General features: G+C 65.3%; 15 protein-coding genes. 12 read left to right on the top strand and 3 right to left on the bottom strand.

Going from position 1 to position 14,970, the window contains the following annotated elements; translation table 11 throughout:
* Positions 1-12: 12 nt before the first annotated feature.
* Both U1E26_11025 and U1E26_11020 read right to left on the bottom strand, forming a co-directional pair.
* Positions 13-627 (bottom strand): hypothetical protein, encoded by a 615-nt coding sequence (locus U1E26_11025; protein ID MDZ4170165.1) that lies wholly within the window; start codon positions 625-627, stop codon positions 13-15.
* A gap of 33 nt (positions 628-660) precedes the next feature.
* The gene (locus U1E26_11020) at positions 661-1,512 is read right to left on the bottom strand and encodes a DegV family protein (GenBank protein ID MDZ4170164.1); all 852 of its coding nucleotides are present in this window, start codon (positions 1,510-1,512) and stop codon (positions 661-663) included.
* 172 nt (positions 1,513-1,684) lie between these two features.
* Between U1E26_11020 and U1E26_11015 the strand changes: the two genes are divergently transcribed.
* The 12 genes from U1E26_11015 (at position 1,685) to U1E26_10960 (ending at position 13,344) form a co-directional block, all read left to right on the top strand.
* A complete protein-coding gene (locus U1E26_11015) occupies positions 1,685-2,041 on the top strand; it encodes an NADH-quinone oxidoreductase subunit A (GenBank protein MDZ4170163.1) in 357 nt (118 codons plus the stop codon).
* Positions 2,032-2,550: an NADH-quinone oxidoreductase subunit B family protein gene (locus U1E26_11010; protein MDZ4170162.1), complete on the top strand. Its 519-nt coding sequence runs from the start codon at positions 2,032-2,034 to the stop codon at positions 2,548-2,550. Before U1E26_11015 ends, U1E26_11010 begins: the two co-directional genes overlap by 10 nt.
* A complete protein-coding gene (locus U1E26_11005) occupies positions 2,547-4,304 on the top strand; it encodes an NADH-quinone oxidoreductase subunit C (GenBank protein ID MDZ4170161.1) in 1,758 nt (585 codons plus the stop codon). Before U1E26_11010 ends, U1E26_11005 begins: the two co-directional genes overlap by 4 nt.
* Positions 4,301-5,359, top strand: a complete 1,059-nt coding sequence (nuoH, locus tag U1E26_11000; protein ID MDZ4170160.1) for an NADH-quinone oxidoreductase subunit NuoH — start codon at positions 4,301-4,303, stop codon at positions 5,357-5,359. Before U1E26_11005 ends, nuoH begins: the two co-directional genes overlap by 4 nt.
* A 17-nt stretch (positions 5,360-5,376) precedes the next feature.
* Complete coding sequence (locus U1E26_10995) at positions 5,377-5,799, top strand: 4Fe-4S binding protein (protein ID MDZ4170159.1); 423 nt, start codon at positions 5,377-5,379, stop codon at positions 5,797-5,799.
* Entirely contained in the window at positions 5,796-6,290 is a 495-nt protein-coding gene (locus U1E26_10990; protein ID MDZ4170158.1) for an NADH-quinone oxidoreductase subunit J, read from the top strand. Before U1E26_10995 ends, U1E26_10990 begins: the two co-directional genes overlap by 4 nt.
* Positions 6,287-6,595 (top strand): NADH-quinone oxidoreductase subunit NuoK, encoded by a 309-nt coding sequence (gene nuoK, locus U1E26_10985; GenBank protein MDZ4170157.1) that lies wholly within the window; start codon positions 6,287-6,289, stop codon positions 6,593-6,595. Before U1E26_10990 ends, nuoK begins: the two co-directional genes overlap by 4 nt.
* Positions 6,596-6,599: 4 nt before the next feature.
* Entirely contained in the window at positions 6,600-8,063 is a 1,464-nt protein-coding gene (locus U1E26_10980) for an NADH-quinone oxidoreductase subunit M (GenBank protein MDZ4170156.1), read from the top strand.
* 33 nt (positions 8,064-8,096) lie between these two features.
* Entirely contained in the window at positions 8,097-10,067 is a 1,971-nt protein-coding gene (gene nuoL / locus U1E26_10975) for an NADH-quinone oxidoreductase subunit L (GenBank protein MDZ4170155.1), read from the top strand.
* Positions 10,064-11,539 (top strand): NADH-quinone oxidoreductase subunit N, encoded by a 1,476-nt coding sequence (locus U1E26_10970; protein ID MDZ4170154.1) that lies wholly within the window; start codon positions 10,064-10,066, stop codon positions 11,537-11,539. Before nuoL ends, U1E26_10970 begins: the two co-directional genes overlap by 4 nt.
* Before the next feature lie 210 nt (positions 11,540-11,749).
* Positions 11,750-12,772 carry a hypothetical protein gene (locus U1E26_10965; GenBank protein ID MDZ4170153.1) on the top strand — a complete coding sequence of 341 codons (1,023 nt, stop codon included), beginning with the start codon at positions 11,750-11,752 and terminating at the stop codon, positions 12,770-12,772.
* Positions 12,769-13,344, top strand: coding sequence for a hypothetical protein (locus U1E26_10960; GenBank protein ID MDZ4170152.1), 576 nt, complete (start codon positions 12,769-12,771; stop codon positions 13,342-13,344). Before U1E26_10965 ends, U1E26_10960 begins: the two co-directional genes overlap by 4 nt.
* Positions 13,345-13,404: 60 nt before the next feature.
* Here the strand turns inward: U1E26_10960 and gatB are convergent, their stop codons facing one another.
* Positions 13,405-14,967: an Asp-tRNA(Asn)/Glu-tRNA(Gln) amidotransferase subunit GatB gene (gatB, locus tag U1E26_10955; GenBank protein ID MDZ4170151.1), complete on the bottom strand. Its 1,563-nt coding sequence runs from the start codon at positions 14,965-14,967 to the stop codon at positions 13,405-13,407.
* Positions 14,968-14,970: the final 3 nt, after the last annotated feature.

Here is a 14,970-nt window from a genome sequence, read left to right as displayed (position 1 = left end):
GACGCAACCGGGTCAAGTGGAGGTCCCGAAATAGTACAGGGTCGGTCGGCCGGATTCGGAAGGCGGCCACTCTGCCGAGATGACCGAGTCGGTCACCGAGCTCATGAGCGGCGCGATCATCGGGGCCATCGCGAGCCCTACGACCGTCGACACGACCTGCACCGCGATGCCGAACCCTAGCAGCTGTCGCGCGACGCGCGCGTTGGCGTCTCGCGCGACAGCCCAGCCGATGATTCCGCCTATCAGGCCAAGCCACAGCGGAAGCAGCCACATGGCCTTGCTCACGCGGGCACCAGAGGCTGCCGTGTCCAGAAGCGACTTCGACGCCGGCTGTGCCAGCACCTGATCGACAGGGCTCAGCACAGGCTGCACTGCAGGCATCACGGGTGCGCTGTAGGGAGGCGCGTCCGACTCGGACGCGACAGCAGAGGGCGGCGGCACGTCAAGCATCAGAACGCCCTCGTCGATTCGCAGCGGCGTCTGCTCGCCATGCACGGCCAGGTAGCGCTCAAGTAGTGCCGCGCCGTCTTCCTCAGCGATTCCAGGAATCGAGTCGGGCCCGATGTGGCCTCTGAGGCCCAGCTCCTCTGAGATCTGTTCGTCTATGCGAGGCGAGTACTCGACCACTCCGTCTCCTTTGCCGGAGGGAAACGCCACGGCCTAACCGGCGGGCAGCACCGCTACACCCCATCCGGTTCCCGTGTGGGTGCATATGACGATTCCCGCCTCGTAGACGACCAGTTCGTCGACCTCATAGCGGGCGCGAATCTCATCCGCGAGCTTCTCGGCCCGCTCACGATGCATCGCGTAGCCCACAGCGAACGAACCCCGCGTCGCCGTGCCCATCTTCTCTGCGACCCACTCCAACGTGTGCTCCAGCGCGGCCTTCTCTCCCCGCGTGCGAGCCACCGGTTGAAAGGCGCCGTCAGAATCCACGGTGAGCGTGACCTTCAGATTGAGCATCGATCCCAGAAACGCCGAGACCCTCCCGATGCGTCCTCCTCGCGCAAGGTTGTCGAGCGAATCCAGCGCAACGATGAGCCGGACTCGGTCGCGGACCTCCGCGAGCCGAGCCAGAGCGGCATCAGCCGACATGCCCTCCTTGGAGCATCGAGCCGCCTCCATGACCTGCAACCCAAGTCCCCACGACAGGTTCAGCGAATCGAAGACGTGCACCCGACCGGAGAAGTCGGCCGCGGCCTGCCGGGCGGACTCGATCGTCCCGGAGAGTTTGTCTGAGATGTTCACGCTGATGACCGACTCGGCCGTCTCAAGCGCCTGCTCGAACGCCTCCGCAAAGGCGCCCGGAGAGGGCTGCGACGTTGTCGGGAGCTGCGCAGACGCCGTCATGCGCGAGAAGAACTCGTTCTGGGACAGCTCGCCGTCGACGAACGTCTCGGTGCCGAATGTGACGGCAAGCGGCACGATGATGATGCCCTGGGCTCGAGCGATGTCCGCTGCAATGTCTGCGGTTGAATCGGTCACAACTGCGAAAGCGCGCTTCTCTGGCATGGAGGTCTCCCCGTTCGTTGCGTCCTCTACCTATCAGTGGCTACCCGAAGTTCAGGACTGAGTATCCCTGCCAATCACACAGTTCGTAAAGGATTGACGGGCGCGAGGGCGTATCTAGACCCAAGACGGATGCCACATCGACGGGGCCGCAAAGCGGGGGGTTCGATTCGGCATGAATACAGCGGTTCTCGTGTTCACCGGCTTTTTGCTGGTGGCACTCATCCTCGGATACGTGCTCGTGACCATACCGCGGTGGCTCGCGCCCAAAGAGCCGAGCGCGCAGAAGTCACGGACGTACGAATGCGGCGAGATCCCGGTCGGCGAACCGCGGGTGCGGTTCCACACGGGCTACTACATCTTCGCGCTCGCGTTCGTGGTCTTCGATGTCGAGGCGGTCCTGCTGTTTCCCTGGGCCGTGATCATGCACAAGCTCGGCGCGGTCGGACTCGTCCAGATGGGCGTGTTCATCGCAATCCTGATGCTCGGCCTGGTCTACGCGTGGCGCAAGGGGGTGCTCGAGTGGGCCTAGATGAAGAGACCGGCGCGCTCATCGCGCCCCTGCAGAGTCTGCTCGATTGGGCACGCGGCCACTCCATGTGGCCGCTGACGTTCGGCACCGCCTGTTGCGCGATCGAGATGATGACCGTCGGATCCGCGCGCTACGACACCGATCGGTTCGGCATCTTCTTTCGCAACTCGCCGCGACAAGCTGACTGCATGATCGTCGCAGGGACCATCAACCTGAAGATGGCGCCGCGCCTCCGATTGCTCTACGAGCAGATGTCCGCCCCGAAGTATGTGATCGCGATGGGCTCGTGCGCCGTCGGCGGCGGACCGTTCGCTGCTGGCTACAACGTCGTCAACGGCGTAGACACGATCGTACCCGTCGACATCTACCTCACGGGCTGCCCCCCTCGTCCCGAGGCTCTGATCCATGCGCTGCTCACGCTCATGGAGCGCAACGCCGCCGGCGAGATATCCGCGGCCCAGCGCCACGCGGCAGAGCTGCGCCGGGCCACGCAGGAGGCAGCTTCGTGACGAGCACGGTCCACATCGACACGCGGCCTGAGGTGATCCTGGCGAGCATGCAAGAGGCGGAGCGCCCCTGCCAGATCGGGCCCGGCGCAATCCGCTGCGCGAGCACGACCCCCCACGAGCTGCGCGGCATGCTCCAGGGCCTCCGCGACGAGCACGGCTTTGCCGACCTCGAGCTCCTGACCGCCGAGGAGCTGCATCCCGCCGCGTCGGACGAGACCGACACGGCAGGCGTCGACAACGCCGACGAGGCGGCGGGCGATATCCGGTCCGCTGGCGTCCGCATGGTCTACGCGCTCACCCGGCGCACCGACCGCACCACGATGGTCATCCACGTCGACGTTGCCGACGGCGCCCTCACCGTCCCGAGTGTCGCGAGCCTGTGGTCTGGTGCCGCACCGCTCGAACGGGAGGTGTACGACCTATTCGGGGTGGAGTTCACCGAACACCCCGCGCTCTGCCGCATCGTCCTGCGCGACGACTTCGAGGGACACCCCTTGCGCAAGGGCTTCGCTTTGGATGGCTCGGGCGTCAGTGCGGACACGGCCCGCACCGCCGTCAAGTCGCATGGCGATGCGCACCTGCTCGCCGACGGCACTGCATCGGCGGCTCTCATCCCGGGGCTGCCGCCCGAATCGCTTCCCTCAGCGCATCCGGGCTTTCAGACCGAGCGCATCGTCGTCCACATGGGACCGCAGCACCCGAGCACCCACGGAGTGCTTCACCTGTGGCTCGTTCTCGACGGCGAAACCGTCGTGGCCGCCCAGCCGACGCAGGGCTACCTGCACCGCTGCATCGAGAAGCTCGCCGAGTCGCGCGACTACCGCGCGTGCACCGCGCTGCTCGACCGCTGCGACTACGTGTCCGGGTTCCACACCGAACTCGCCCACGTTCTGGCTGTGGAGGAGCTGTGTGGCATCGAGCCCACGCCGAAGGCCGATTACCTGCGTGTTGCGATGTCAGAGCTCGTGCGTATCACGAGCCACCACACCTGGTACGCGGCAGCGGGACTGGATGCCGGAGCCCTGACGCCCTTCCTCTACGCCTTCATCGACCGCGAGCTGATCGTCGACTTCTTCGAAGAGGTCACGGGCGGGCGCATGATGTTCAACTACTTCCGCCCCGGAGGCGTCAAAGACGACCTACCTGCCGGCGCCGCCGCACGCATGATCGAGTACCTTCGCGGGTTCGACCGGTCGGTGGATGATTACGAAGCGCTGCTCACCGGCAACGAGATCTTCCGAGCGAGGACCCGCGGCATCGGGTTCCTCTCGCGCGCCACCATCCGGGACTACTGCGTCACGGGACCGATGGCGCGCGCCTCGGGCGTCGACATCGACCTGCGCCGCGATCGGCCGTACGCGGCCTATGACCGCCTGCCGGTCAACGTCATGCTCGGCGAGACGGGCGACACATTCGACCGATACCTCGTGCGAGTGGCTGAGATGCGCGAGTCTGCGCGTCTGGCGCTCGCCGCGCTCGAGGGACTGCCCGAGGGCCCGCACATCGCTGAAGGCGTGCCGCGCGTTATCAAGCCGCCAAAGGGGGCTTCCTACCGAGCCGTCGAGAGTCCGCGCGGTGAGCTCGGCGTGTACCTCGTGAGCGACGGCAGCGCCCACCCGTGGCGCCTGAAGGTGCGCTCCCCGACCTTCTCAAACATCCACGCCGCGGGACCTCTGTGTGCGGGACTGCGCCTGGCTGACGTCGCGCCCGTGGTCGGATCGATCGACATCGTCATGGGAGAGATCGACCGATGAGCGCAGTGATCAGCATACTCATCGGCGTCATCGCGGTCGTCGTCGTGGTCATGCTGAACACCGTCTTCGTGATGTGGCTCGAGCGTAAGTTTCTCGGCCACCTGCAGCAGCGCCGCGGTCCGCTGCGCACCGGCTTCCACGGCCTGCTGCAACCGTTTGCCGACGCACTCAAGCTGCTCGGCAAAGAGGACCTGGTGCCGGCGGGAGCAGACCGTGGGCTGTTCATCGTTGCGCCGCTCATAGCTTTCACTCCCGCGATCCTCATCTACGCGGCGATGCCGTGGGCAGAGCAGTTCGGCGGCGCGAGCTCCGAGGTCGGGCTGTTCATGCTCTTCGCGATCGCGGCGCTCTCCCCCGTCGGCATCGTCGTGGCCGGCTGGGCCTCGCACAACAAGTACTCGCTCATCGGTGGCCTGCGCGCCGCCGCGCAGCAGGTCAGCTACGAAGTGCCCCTTCTCCTGTCGGTCGTCGGAGTCGTCATGCTCGCCGAATCGATGAACCTGTCCGATATCGTCTCAGCGCAAGGCGGTGTGTGGAACGTCGTCACTCAGCCGCTCGGCTTCCTCATCTTCTTCATCGGAATGCTCGCCGAGCTCAACCGCGTGCCGTTCGACCTTCCCGAAGCCGAGTCCGAACTCGTGTCCGGCTTCAACACCGAGTACTCGAGCATGCGCTTCGCGCTGTTCTTCCTCGCCGAGTACATGAATGTCTTCACGTGGTCGCTCATCGGCGCGCTCGTGTTCCTGGGCGGCTGGTCGGGACCGCTTCTGCCCGGAATCGTGTGGCTCGCTCTCAAGACCTACGCGATGATCCTGCTCATCATCTGGGTACGCGGAACGCTCCCGCGCGTACGCATCGACCAGCTCCTCGGCATCTCGTGGAAGATCCTGCTCCCGGCTGCGCTCGGGGGAGTCATGCTCACAGCCGTCGGCATCGTGCTCGGCACGTTCGCGCTCGTGGTGCTGCAGATAGCCGGTGCAATCCTGCTTGCCTGGGTCATCGCGAAGCTCGGCGCCGAGGCCGGTAACCACGCACGGGCGGCGGCACAGCCATGATCGGGATACTCCGGGGCATGGCCTCGACCATCACGCACCTCTTCCGGCCCAACTTCAATGGCGGCTATCCGGACACGCCCAAGGTGCTGCCTGAGCGCTCGCGCATGTCGTTAGCGCTCGCGTTTGGCGAGAACGGGCTCCCCCTGTGCAAAGCCTGCGGGCTGTGCGAACGCAGCTGCCCGGACGCGGCCATTCGCATCGTGACGAACAAGCGCGAAGACGGACCCGGGCGCGTTTTGGACAGTTTCGAGATCGATCTCGGGCTCTGCATGTACTGCGGACTGTGCGTCGAGGTGTGCCCCGCCGCCGGCATCATGCATACCGGGCACTTCGAGGTCTCGACCCCCGACCGTGCCGACACCCGCCTCACACTGTGGCCGGCGACCGTCGCCACTCGGCCGGCACCCGCAAACCCCTCGTCAGAGGCGGTGAGAGCGTGAGCATCGAAGGCGTGCTGTTCTACGCGTACGCGGCGGTAGCGGTCATAGGCGCTGTCGGCGTCGTCTTCGCCCCCCGACTGATCCACGCGGTCGTATGGCTGTTCATCACGATGATCGCGCTCGCCGGACTGTACCTGCTCATCGGCAGCGAGTTGCTCGCCGGCGTACAGCTGTTCATCTACGGTGGCGCGGTCACGATACTCGCCCTGTTCGCGATCATCCTGGCGCGACCCACGAATGAGGCCCGCCCCAGCGGGATATCCGCGTGGGTTGCGGGGGCCGGCTCCGCCGCGCTGCTCGCCGCTTTGGGTGTGGCTGTCGCCGCCAGCGCCTCGCTCGACACGATTCCAGGCCCGGTGCCGCTCACCGCGGCGATCGCGACCGAGCTGTTCACTCGCCACGTGGTCCTGTTCGAAGTCGCGGGCCTGCTGCTTACGGTCGCCTTGGTCGGCGCGATCATCATGGCCCGAACGGACGGTGACGCATCGTGATCACCGGCGCTCACTACGTCGTTCTTGCGAGCACGCTGTTCTGCATCGGCCTGTTCGGTGCGATGACCGCCCGCAGCGCCCTGCGAATCGTGGTGTGCATCGAGCTCATGATCAACGCCGCGATCCTCAGCATCATCGCCTTCGCAGCCACCAACGCCGCTCAGCCGGTTTCGGGCCTGAGCTTCGTGCTACTCATCGCCGTCGTATCCGCCGCCGAGGTTGGTCTGGCACTCGCGCTCATCGTCTCCCTCAGCCGATCGAGCAACATAACGGCCGTCGACAGTTACTCGTACTTGAAGGGATAACGGTATGCCACCGCTTCTCAGTCTCATGGTGCTCCTGCCCCTCGTCGGAGTCGTCTCGATGGCGCTCGTGCCGGCGCATCATCCTACGTGGCCGCGATGGATCGCAGCGGCTACCTCGGCAACAGTGCTGGCTATCGCGGTGTTTGTGGCCGTCACGTTTGAGCCGGGAGGCGGGATCCAGTTCGTGGAGCGACACGCGTGGATCCCGGTCATCGACGTGAACTACTACCTGGGGATCGACGGACTGTCGGTACTGCTCGTGACGCTCTCGGCGCTTCTCTCGTTCCTCGCCGTGATGGCCAGCTGGCGCCTTGAGAAGCGCCCGAAGTTCTACTTCGCCATGATCCTGCTTCTGGCTGTTGGCACGAACGGCGTCTTCATGGCCCTCGACTTCGTGCTCTTCTACGTGTTCTGGGAGCTTGTCCTCGTCCCGATGTACTTCCTGATCGCCGTGTGGGGCGGGGAGCGCCGGGCGTACGCGGCAGTCAAGTTCTTCCTCTACACGATGCTCGGCGCAGTGCTCATGCTCGTCGGGATATTGGCTGTCTACCTGCATCCCATGGGTGGCACGTTCGACATGATCCAGCTTGCCGACCGCGGATTCCCCGTTGAGTTCCAGTGGTGGGTCTTCCTGGCCTTCTTCCTCGGGTTTGCCGTCAAGGTACCTGTGTGGCCCCTTCACACCTGGCTTCCCGACGCGCACGTCGAAGCCCCCACCGCGGCCTCAGCACTCCTTGCCGGCATCCTGCTCAAGATGGGCACCTACGGCTTCATGCGCATCTCGCTGCCGATCCTGCCCGAGGCTTGGGCCCAGTGGCGCCTGTTCATCGCGGCTCTCGCCGTCATCTCGATCATCTACGGCGCACTGGTGGCCTTCGCACAAAAAGACCTCAAGAAGCTCGTCGCCTACTCCTCGGTGTCGCACATGGGGTTCGCGATGCTCGGTATCGCGGCGGGCACCGCGGTGGGGCTCAACGGGGCGCAGGCCGTCAACATCAGCCATGGATTCCTCTCCGCGATGCTGTTCCTCAGCGTGGGGATGGTCTACGAGCGTTCCCACACGCGCCAGATCGCTGAGGTCTCCGGCTTGGCTACACAGGCACCCGTCCTGGCCGGCTTGTTCGCGTTCGCGGCGTTCGCCTCACTGGGACTCCCCGGTCTCTCGGGCTTCGTCGGCGAGTTCCTATCGCTGCTCGGGGCATGGCAGTCGACGCTTCCTCCCGGCTACACCGTGGCCGCAGCCATCGGCGTCTTGCTCGGAGCAGCCTACATGCTGTGGATGGTTCAGCGGGTCATCCTTGGCGAGGTCTCTGACTCGATCTCAGGGGTGTCTGACGCGACGCCCCGGGAGCTCGTCTGCTTGATGCCGCTTGCAGCGCTGTCGCTGGCCATGGGCATCTGGTGGCTGTGGACGCTGCAGTTCTTCGACCCGTACTCCAGCGCACTCGCGCAGATTCTCGGCGGATAGAGTGAACGCCGTGACGACGCCTGAGGACACCGCATGACGTGGCTTGTGGCCATACCGGCACTGCCGGCTCTGTGCTTCTTCGTATTCCTCGTCGCCCCTCCGCGTGCACGCGACCGCATGCTCGCGCTGCCTGTCGCCTGCTCAGTGGTCACGCTGGGTCTGTCCATCGCAGCCTTCGCGGCGGCCTGGCCCGGAGGCACCGAGGAGCCGGTGTGGAGAGGGGCTGTTCCCTTCGCCGTGCTCAACGGCTCGACGCTCGAGTTATCCATGGCGCTCGACCCCCTCGCAGCGGTGATGCTTCTGGTCGTCACGCTGATCGGGGCGTGCGTTCAGGTGTACTCCCTCGGGTACATGCATCGCGATGAGCGCAAGGGGTGGTACTTCGCGGTATTGTCGCTGTTCACCTCTGCCATGCTCATCCTCGTGCTGTCGGACACGCTGCTCCTGACGTTCATGGCTTGGGAGCTCATGGGGCTGTGCTCGTACCTGCTCATCGGCTTCTGGCACCAGATGGAGGCTCCGCGCAAAGCGTCGCAGAAGGCGTTTCTGACCACCAAGGTCGGCGACATAGGCTTTCTGATCGCCCTGTTCGTCATCTACGCCACGGTGGGCTCGTTCGAGTATCGAGTCGTGCTGGATTCTCTGGGCGAGTGGCCTGCCGCCGCAGCCGCCGTCGCCGGGGTCGGACTGGTCTTCGCGGCGATGGGCAAGTCAGCGCAGGTTCCCCTTCACGTGTGGCTGCCCGACGCGATGGCAGGGCCCACGCCCGCATCGGCGCTCATCCACGCTGCGACCATGGTCGCAGCCGGCATCTACGTGGTGGCGCGCATGTTGCCGCTCATCGCTCTCACGCCCTGGGTGCTGGAGTTGACGCTCGCCATCGGACTGGCCACCGCCCTGATGGGAGGACTCCTCGCCTGCGTGCAACATGACGTGAAGAAGGTGCTTGCGTACTCGACGATCTCGCAACTCGGCTTCATGTTCATCGCGCTTGGTGCCGGGAGCGCCGAGATTGCGCTCTTCCACCTCACCACGCACGCGTTCTTCAAGTCGCTGCTGTTCTTGGGCGCGGGCGTCATCATCCATTCCGCGAAGACGCAGGATATGCGGCTGATGGGCGGATTGGGGCGTCGCATGCCGTTGACCGCCGGCGCGTTCACTATCGGTACCTTCGCGCTCGCCGGGATCTTCCCCCTATCGGGATTCTTCTCCAAAGACGAGATCGTCGCCGTGCTGGTGCACGATCACCGCCTCTTCGCGACCGGAGTGACGCTTCTCGCTTCGGGCATCACGGCGTTCTACGTGAACCGGATGCTGTTCCGGGTGTTCTCGGGACCCGAGCAGACCGAGGATCTGCATGAGGGACACCACTCGATGGTCGTCGCGCTCATGACGCTTGCGAGCATCACCGTCGTTCTGGGCTGGGCGTCGCCAGGCTTCACGGAGTTCCTCGGCGGAGAAGGAGTGTGGCCCGAGTTGGCCGTCGCCCTGCCCTCGATGCTCGTCGCCATCACCGGGCTCGTGGCCAGCTGGTGGATCTACGGTCGCAAGCACGTCGTCGTCAACACCAAGATATACAAGCACCGTTTCGCCCGGCTGTACGGCCTGCTTGAGCAGAAACTGCACTTCGACGATGTGTACCACGCGCTCATCATCGCTCCGTACTTCCGGCTCACCGACGCCTTGGCCAACGCGGACCGCACCCTCCTCGACGGTGCGGTCAACCTCGTCGTGCGCGGCTGGAGCCGTGCCGCCGATGCCGCCTGGCGTTTCGACAACGTGGCCGTCGACGGCTTGGTGAACGCCGCGGGGCGGACCGACGTGGCCGCAGCGAACCTTCTCGACCAGTTCGACTCCACCTTCATCGATGGGGCCGTGAAGGGCACGGGCAGGGTAGTGAGCGCCGCAAGTGAACTGCGGCGAGTCCACACAGGCAACACACGGACGTACCTGCTCGCCATCGGATCGGCGGCGATCATTCTCGTTCTGGTGCTGGTCAGATGAGCGGCGGCGGCGCGATGTCGGAGATGCTCGTCAGCGCCGGATACCTGGCGCCCCAACTGATTGTGGCCCTGACCGGGGCGATCGTACTGATCGCAGACCTGATTCGCATCAATCACGGGCCTCACGAGCATCCCGGGAGACCATGGATCGCGGGTGTCGGCATCGCAGGTCTGATCGCCGCCGCGGCAGCCGCGGTGTTCGCGCCGAGTGGGGCCTCGCTGTTCGGAGGTTCGATCGCGGTCGACACACTGACGCGCTACTTCGACCTCGTGTTCATCGCGATCGGCATTGCGGTCCTCGCGGTCTCGATAGACTCGGTTCCCCGCTTCACACCTTGGGTTGCCGAGTTCTACGCTCTCGTCATCTGGTGCACCGCCGGCAACATGTTCGTCGCGCTGGCCACCGATCTGTTCGGCCTGATGGTCTTCTTGCAGTTGACGAGTCTGCCGTTGATCGCGCTGCTCGGCGTCGCGAAACGCGATCCCCGGACCCGCGAGGCCGCGCTGAAGTACCTTCTTGCGGTGCTGATCTCGACGGCCCTGCTGCTTTGGGGGGTCTCCCTCGTCTACGGCGCGTTCGGCACCGACGACATGGCGGCGATCGGCGAGGCGCTGGCCGCGGGCCCGGCCATGTCGGCTCTGGGCATGGCGGGCCTGGCGTTCGTGCTGGCGGGCTTCGCGTTCAAGATCGCGGCCGTGCCCTTCCAGTTCTGGGTTCCGGACGTCTACGAGGGTGCGCCTCCCGTCGTCGTCACGTTCTTATCCGTGGGCTCCAAGCTCGCGGGTTTCGCACTTGTCATGCGGTTCTTCAACGTTTCGCTCGGCAACGTGAGTGCTCTTTCAGTCGTGCTCGCTGTTCTCGCCGCGGCCTCCATGACGTTGGGGAACCTCGGCGCCCTCAAACAGAAGAACGTGCGCCGGCTTCTTGCCTACTCAGGTATCGCCCAAGCGGGGTATCTACTCGTCGGTCTCGCGGCCTCGAGCGAGACCGGCTCGTCTGCGGTGCTGTTCTACTTGGCGGCCTACGCTGTTGCCAACCTGGCAGCTTTCACCGTGGTCGTGGCCTACGTGGACGCGACGGGGAGAGACCGCGTGAGCGGTCTCACGGGGCTGTCGAAGCAAAACCCCCTAGCGGCATTCTCGCTCGCCGTCGCACTGATGTCCCTTGCGGGGCTACCGCTGACCGTCGGCTTCATGGCCAAGTTCTACGTCTTCCTCTCGGCCGCCGAGGCGGGGCTGTACTGGCTCGCAATCATCGCCGTCGTCAACGCCGTGATCGCGTTCTACTACTATCTCAGGATCGTCTGGGCGCTCTACGTGCCGGACGCGGAGGATGTCGACCGGGTCGCCATCTCGCGCAGGCATGCGGCGGTCATGGTCGTCGGCACCGCGGGCATCGTGATCCTGGGAGTCCTCCCCGCACCGCTGATGAACGCCGCAAGCGCCGCAGCACGCGTGCTGTCCGGCAGCTAGGCAGGCGCTCGCCGCCCTGACGCGTTTCCCCTGTGCCCCCTCCTCCACGGCCTTCGCCGAGTCGGTAAGCCGCTGTTTGGAGCCCGGTTGGATGCGCGTGGGATGCTCACCGCACACCGGACTGACCCTCCCGCCTTGTTCCGGGCCGTCCAAGCTCGCTCGGTCGATCCGGCGAGCCCGTCGAATGAGGTGGGTTTGATGCAGGCACGCATGAGTATCTCTGTGATCGCCGCCGTGATGGCCGGAGTTGTCGCGGCAACAGCTTGGGGACTGTCCGTCTCGGTGGTCGCTTCGGCCCCGCGCACGATTCGCGGCGAGATCCCGGGTTCCCACGGACGAGTTGCACGAGGGTCCAGCCATCCTGTGGTCAGTGCGCCTTGGGGCAGTGGCCTGGGAGAGGTCGGCCTTGCGACCGACGGAGAGTCGCGCGGACCGATGAGCTTCGGCGTCGACGACCGAGAGCGAGTCTGGGTGCTCGATCAGGAGAACGGACGGCTGCTGTGCTTCGACGACGGAGTGGTGGATCTCAGCGTGTCTCTCCCCCCGGGCGAATTCGAGGATGTGGCCGTCGAGCGGGATCGCATCTGCGTGCTGGCTCGCAACGGCAGCCGTCGGGTGGTGGTCTTTGATGGGGGCGGCCGCGAGCTCGGACAGATCTCCATCGCGCAGAGCGTTCCCCCGGTGCTCCATGTCCGAATTGAGGGATCGGACGTGGTCGTCGAGTGCCCGATGCCTGACTCCCGCAAGAATCACACGATCGCCACGCTCGCCCCGCTTCGGGCCGTGGCCCCCGAAGGTACCTCGGTGAGAAGTGGAGTCGCCCTGCGGGGAGGGGCGCGCGCGTCCGCCTCACTGGCATCCTCGCGTGACATCGCCATCGACGTCACCTCAGGTGGTCTTGAGCGTGCTCGATTGCGACTGCGCTCCGAACTGGACGTCGTGTCCATCCTCGACGTATCCGGGGACGCCCGCGGCGGGCTGTACGTCACGAGCGTGCTCGCCAGCGACACCACCTTGCCGAACACCGGTGTCCCCCTGCTCAGCGTCGCCCACTATGCTCCGTCGGGAGAATCGCTCAGCTGGGCCATGACTCCGTATGAGCCCCTCACCGACGTGTTGCGCAGGGTCGTCGTCACCCCCACGGGCCGCGTCTACCGGATGGACTCAGACGAAAACGGACTGAGGATAGTCCGCTGGAACCTGTCGCCGTCAAGCGAGAGGAGCTCACGATGAGAACGAGCGCAGGGAGTCTCGGGCAGCCGCTTCGCTCAGTGGCGGGCGTACTCGTGGCCGCTGTCACGATCACACTGGCGGCAGCGTCTCCCACGCCCGCTTCGGCATGCACCTGCCCCGTTCGCAGTGACGCCGCCTGTGTGAACACAGCCGCCAGCGGCATCGGAAGCCCGTACCGCTGGGGAGGCGCCCGATGGTCGACCTACGACAGAAACTGGGCGGGCGCGGACTGCTCCGGCTTCGTGGTCAAGTGCTGGCAGGTACCGCGCGCATCGTCGATCTACGAGGAGTACCACCCCTACGGCACCTATCACCTCTTCAACACCTCAGCGCACTGGTACTCGATCGGGAGAGCCTCAGCCGCGCGCGCCGATGCGGTCGGTTACCCCGACCCCGACGCCGGTGGCCCGATGACAGGGCATGTCGTGCTCTACGATCGAGGAGACCCGTACGGATGGGCGCTCGTCTACGAAGCTCCGGGCACCGGTAAGCGAATACGGCACGCCTGGCGAGATATCTCGGCCTCCAAGTGGAAGTTCCGCAGGCGCCACAATCTGGTCCGATCGAGCTGACGCGGACGTCGGGCGCTCGGCACCGACGGTCTGACGCCGGGCGCCCGACGCACGAAGGAATCAGGCTTCAAGCTCGCGTGAGAGGGCTTCATTGACGACCTTGGGGTTGGCCTGCCCGCCGGTCTCACGCATGACCTGGCCCACGAAGAACCCCATGAGTCCGGTCTTGCCTGCGCGATACTCCTCGACCTTGCCCGGGTTCGCCTGAAGCACGCGCGCAACCACTGCGTCGATGGCCCCGGTGTCTGAGACCTGAACGAGTCCCTGGAGTTCGACGATCGCGCCGGGCGCGTCCCCCGTGGCGGCCATCTCGGCAAAGACCATCTTGGCCTGCTTCGAGGAGATCGTCTCACCTTCCACGAGTTCGACGAGCTCGACGACCATACTCGGGACGATACGCGACTCGGTGACCGCGATGCCCTCTGCGTTGAGATGGGCAGAAAGGTCGTTGAGCATGACGTTGGCAACGGACTTGGCGTGCGCCACGCCACCGATGGCGACCGCCGCCTCCAAGAACTCCGCCATGTCCACATCTGAGGAGAGCGAAGCTGCATCGGCTGCAGAAAGACCCCAATCGCCGATGAACCGCGCCTTCTTGGCGTCAGGGAGCTCGGGCAACCTCTCCCGTATCCGGTCTATGAACTCATCGGCGAACTCGAAGGGCACCATGTCAGGCTCCGGGAAATAGCGATAGTCGTGCGCCTCTTCCTTGCTCCGCAACGCGCTCGTGCGCTTCGCCCCGGCATCCCAGTGACGTGTCTCCTGCACGATGCGCCCGCCACCCTCAAGCACCTCAGCCTGACGGACGATCTCGTAGGCCAGGCCATCGTGCAACGATTTGAAGGAGTTCATGTTCTTGATCTCGGCCCTGCAGCCGAACTCCGACGCGCCGCGCGGACGAAGCGATATGTTCGCATCGACCCGCATCGAACCCTCTTCCATGTTGCAGTCGGAGATGCCCAGCGTGAGCCAGATGAGCCGCAGCTTCTGTGCGAACGCGCGGGCCTCGGCGGGGGTGTGGATATCGGGCTCGCTCACAAGCTCGATCAGCGCTGTCCCCGCACGGTTGAAGTCAACAAGCGACTTGGTCGCACCGGCGAGCCTTCCCTCGCTGCCGCCGACGTGAATCATCTTCCCGGTATCCTCTTCAAGGTGTATCCGTGTGATACCGATGCGCGTCGTGTAGCCACCGCCGTCACGCCGCTCGATCGCTCGGTCACCGGGGGCGCCCGAGTCAAGCCGCTGGACTACGCCGTCCCCCTCGATGTCGATACTCACGTGACCACTCTCGCAGAACGGGTGGTCGTACTGTGAGATCTGATAGTCCTTGGGCATGTCGGGATAGAAGTACTGCTTGCGGTGGAAGAGCGAGCGTCTGGCGATCTCGCAGTTCGTCGCCAACCCCGCGAGCACCGTCTGCTCGATAGCGAACGCGTTGGGCACCGGCAGCGCACCCGGCAGGCCAAGGCAGACCGGGCACACGCGGGTGTTGGGCTCACCACCGAACGAGACAGGGCAACCGCAGAACATCTTCGTCCTGGTGGACGTAAGCTCGGTGTGGATCTCGAGACCGATCACGGGTTCCCAGCGCTCGATCACCTCAAGCAGGAGGTCCTTGGACATGGG

It is taken from the genome of Coriobacteriia bacterium (assembly GCA_034370385.1).
In the GTDB taxonomy this organism is placed as follows: Bacteria; Actinomycetota; Coriobacteriia; order Anaerosomatales; family PHET01; genus JAXMKZ01.
Note: the sequence above shows the minus strand (reverse complement) of the source record. Positions and strands in the feature narration are given on the sequence as shown.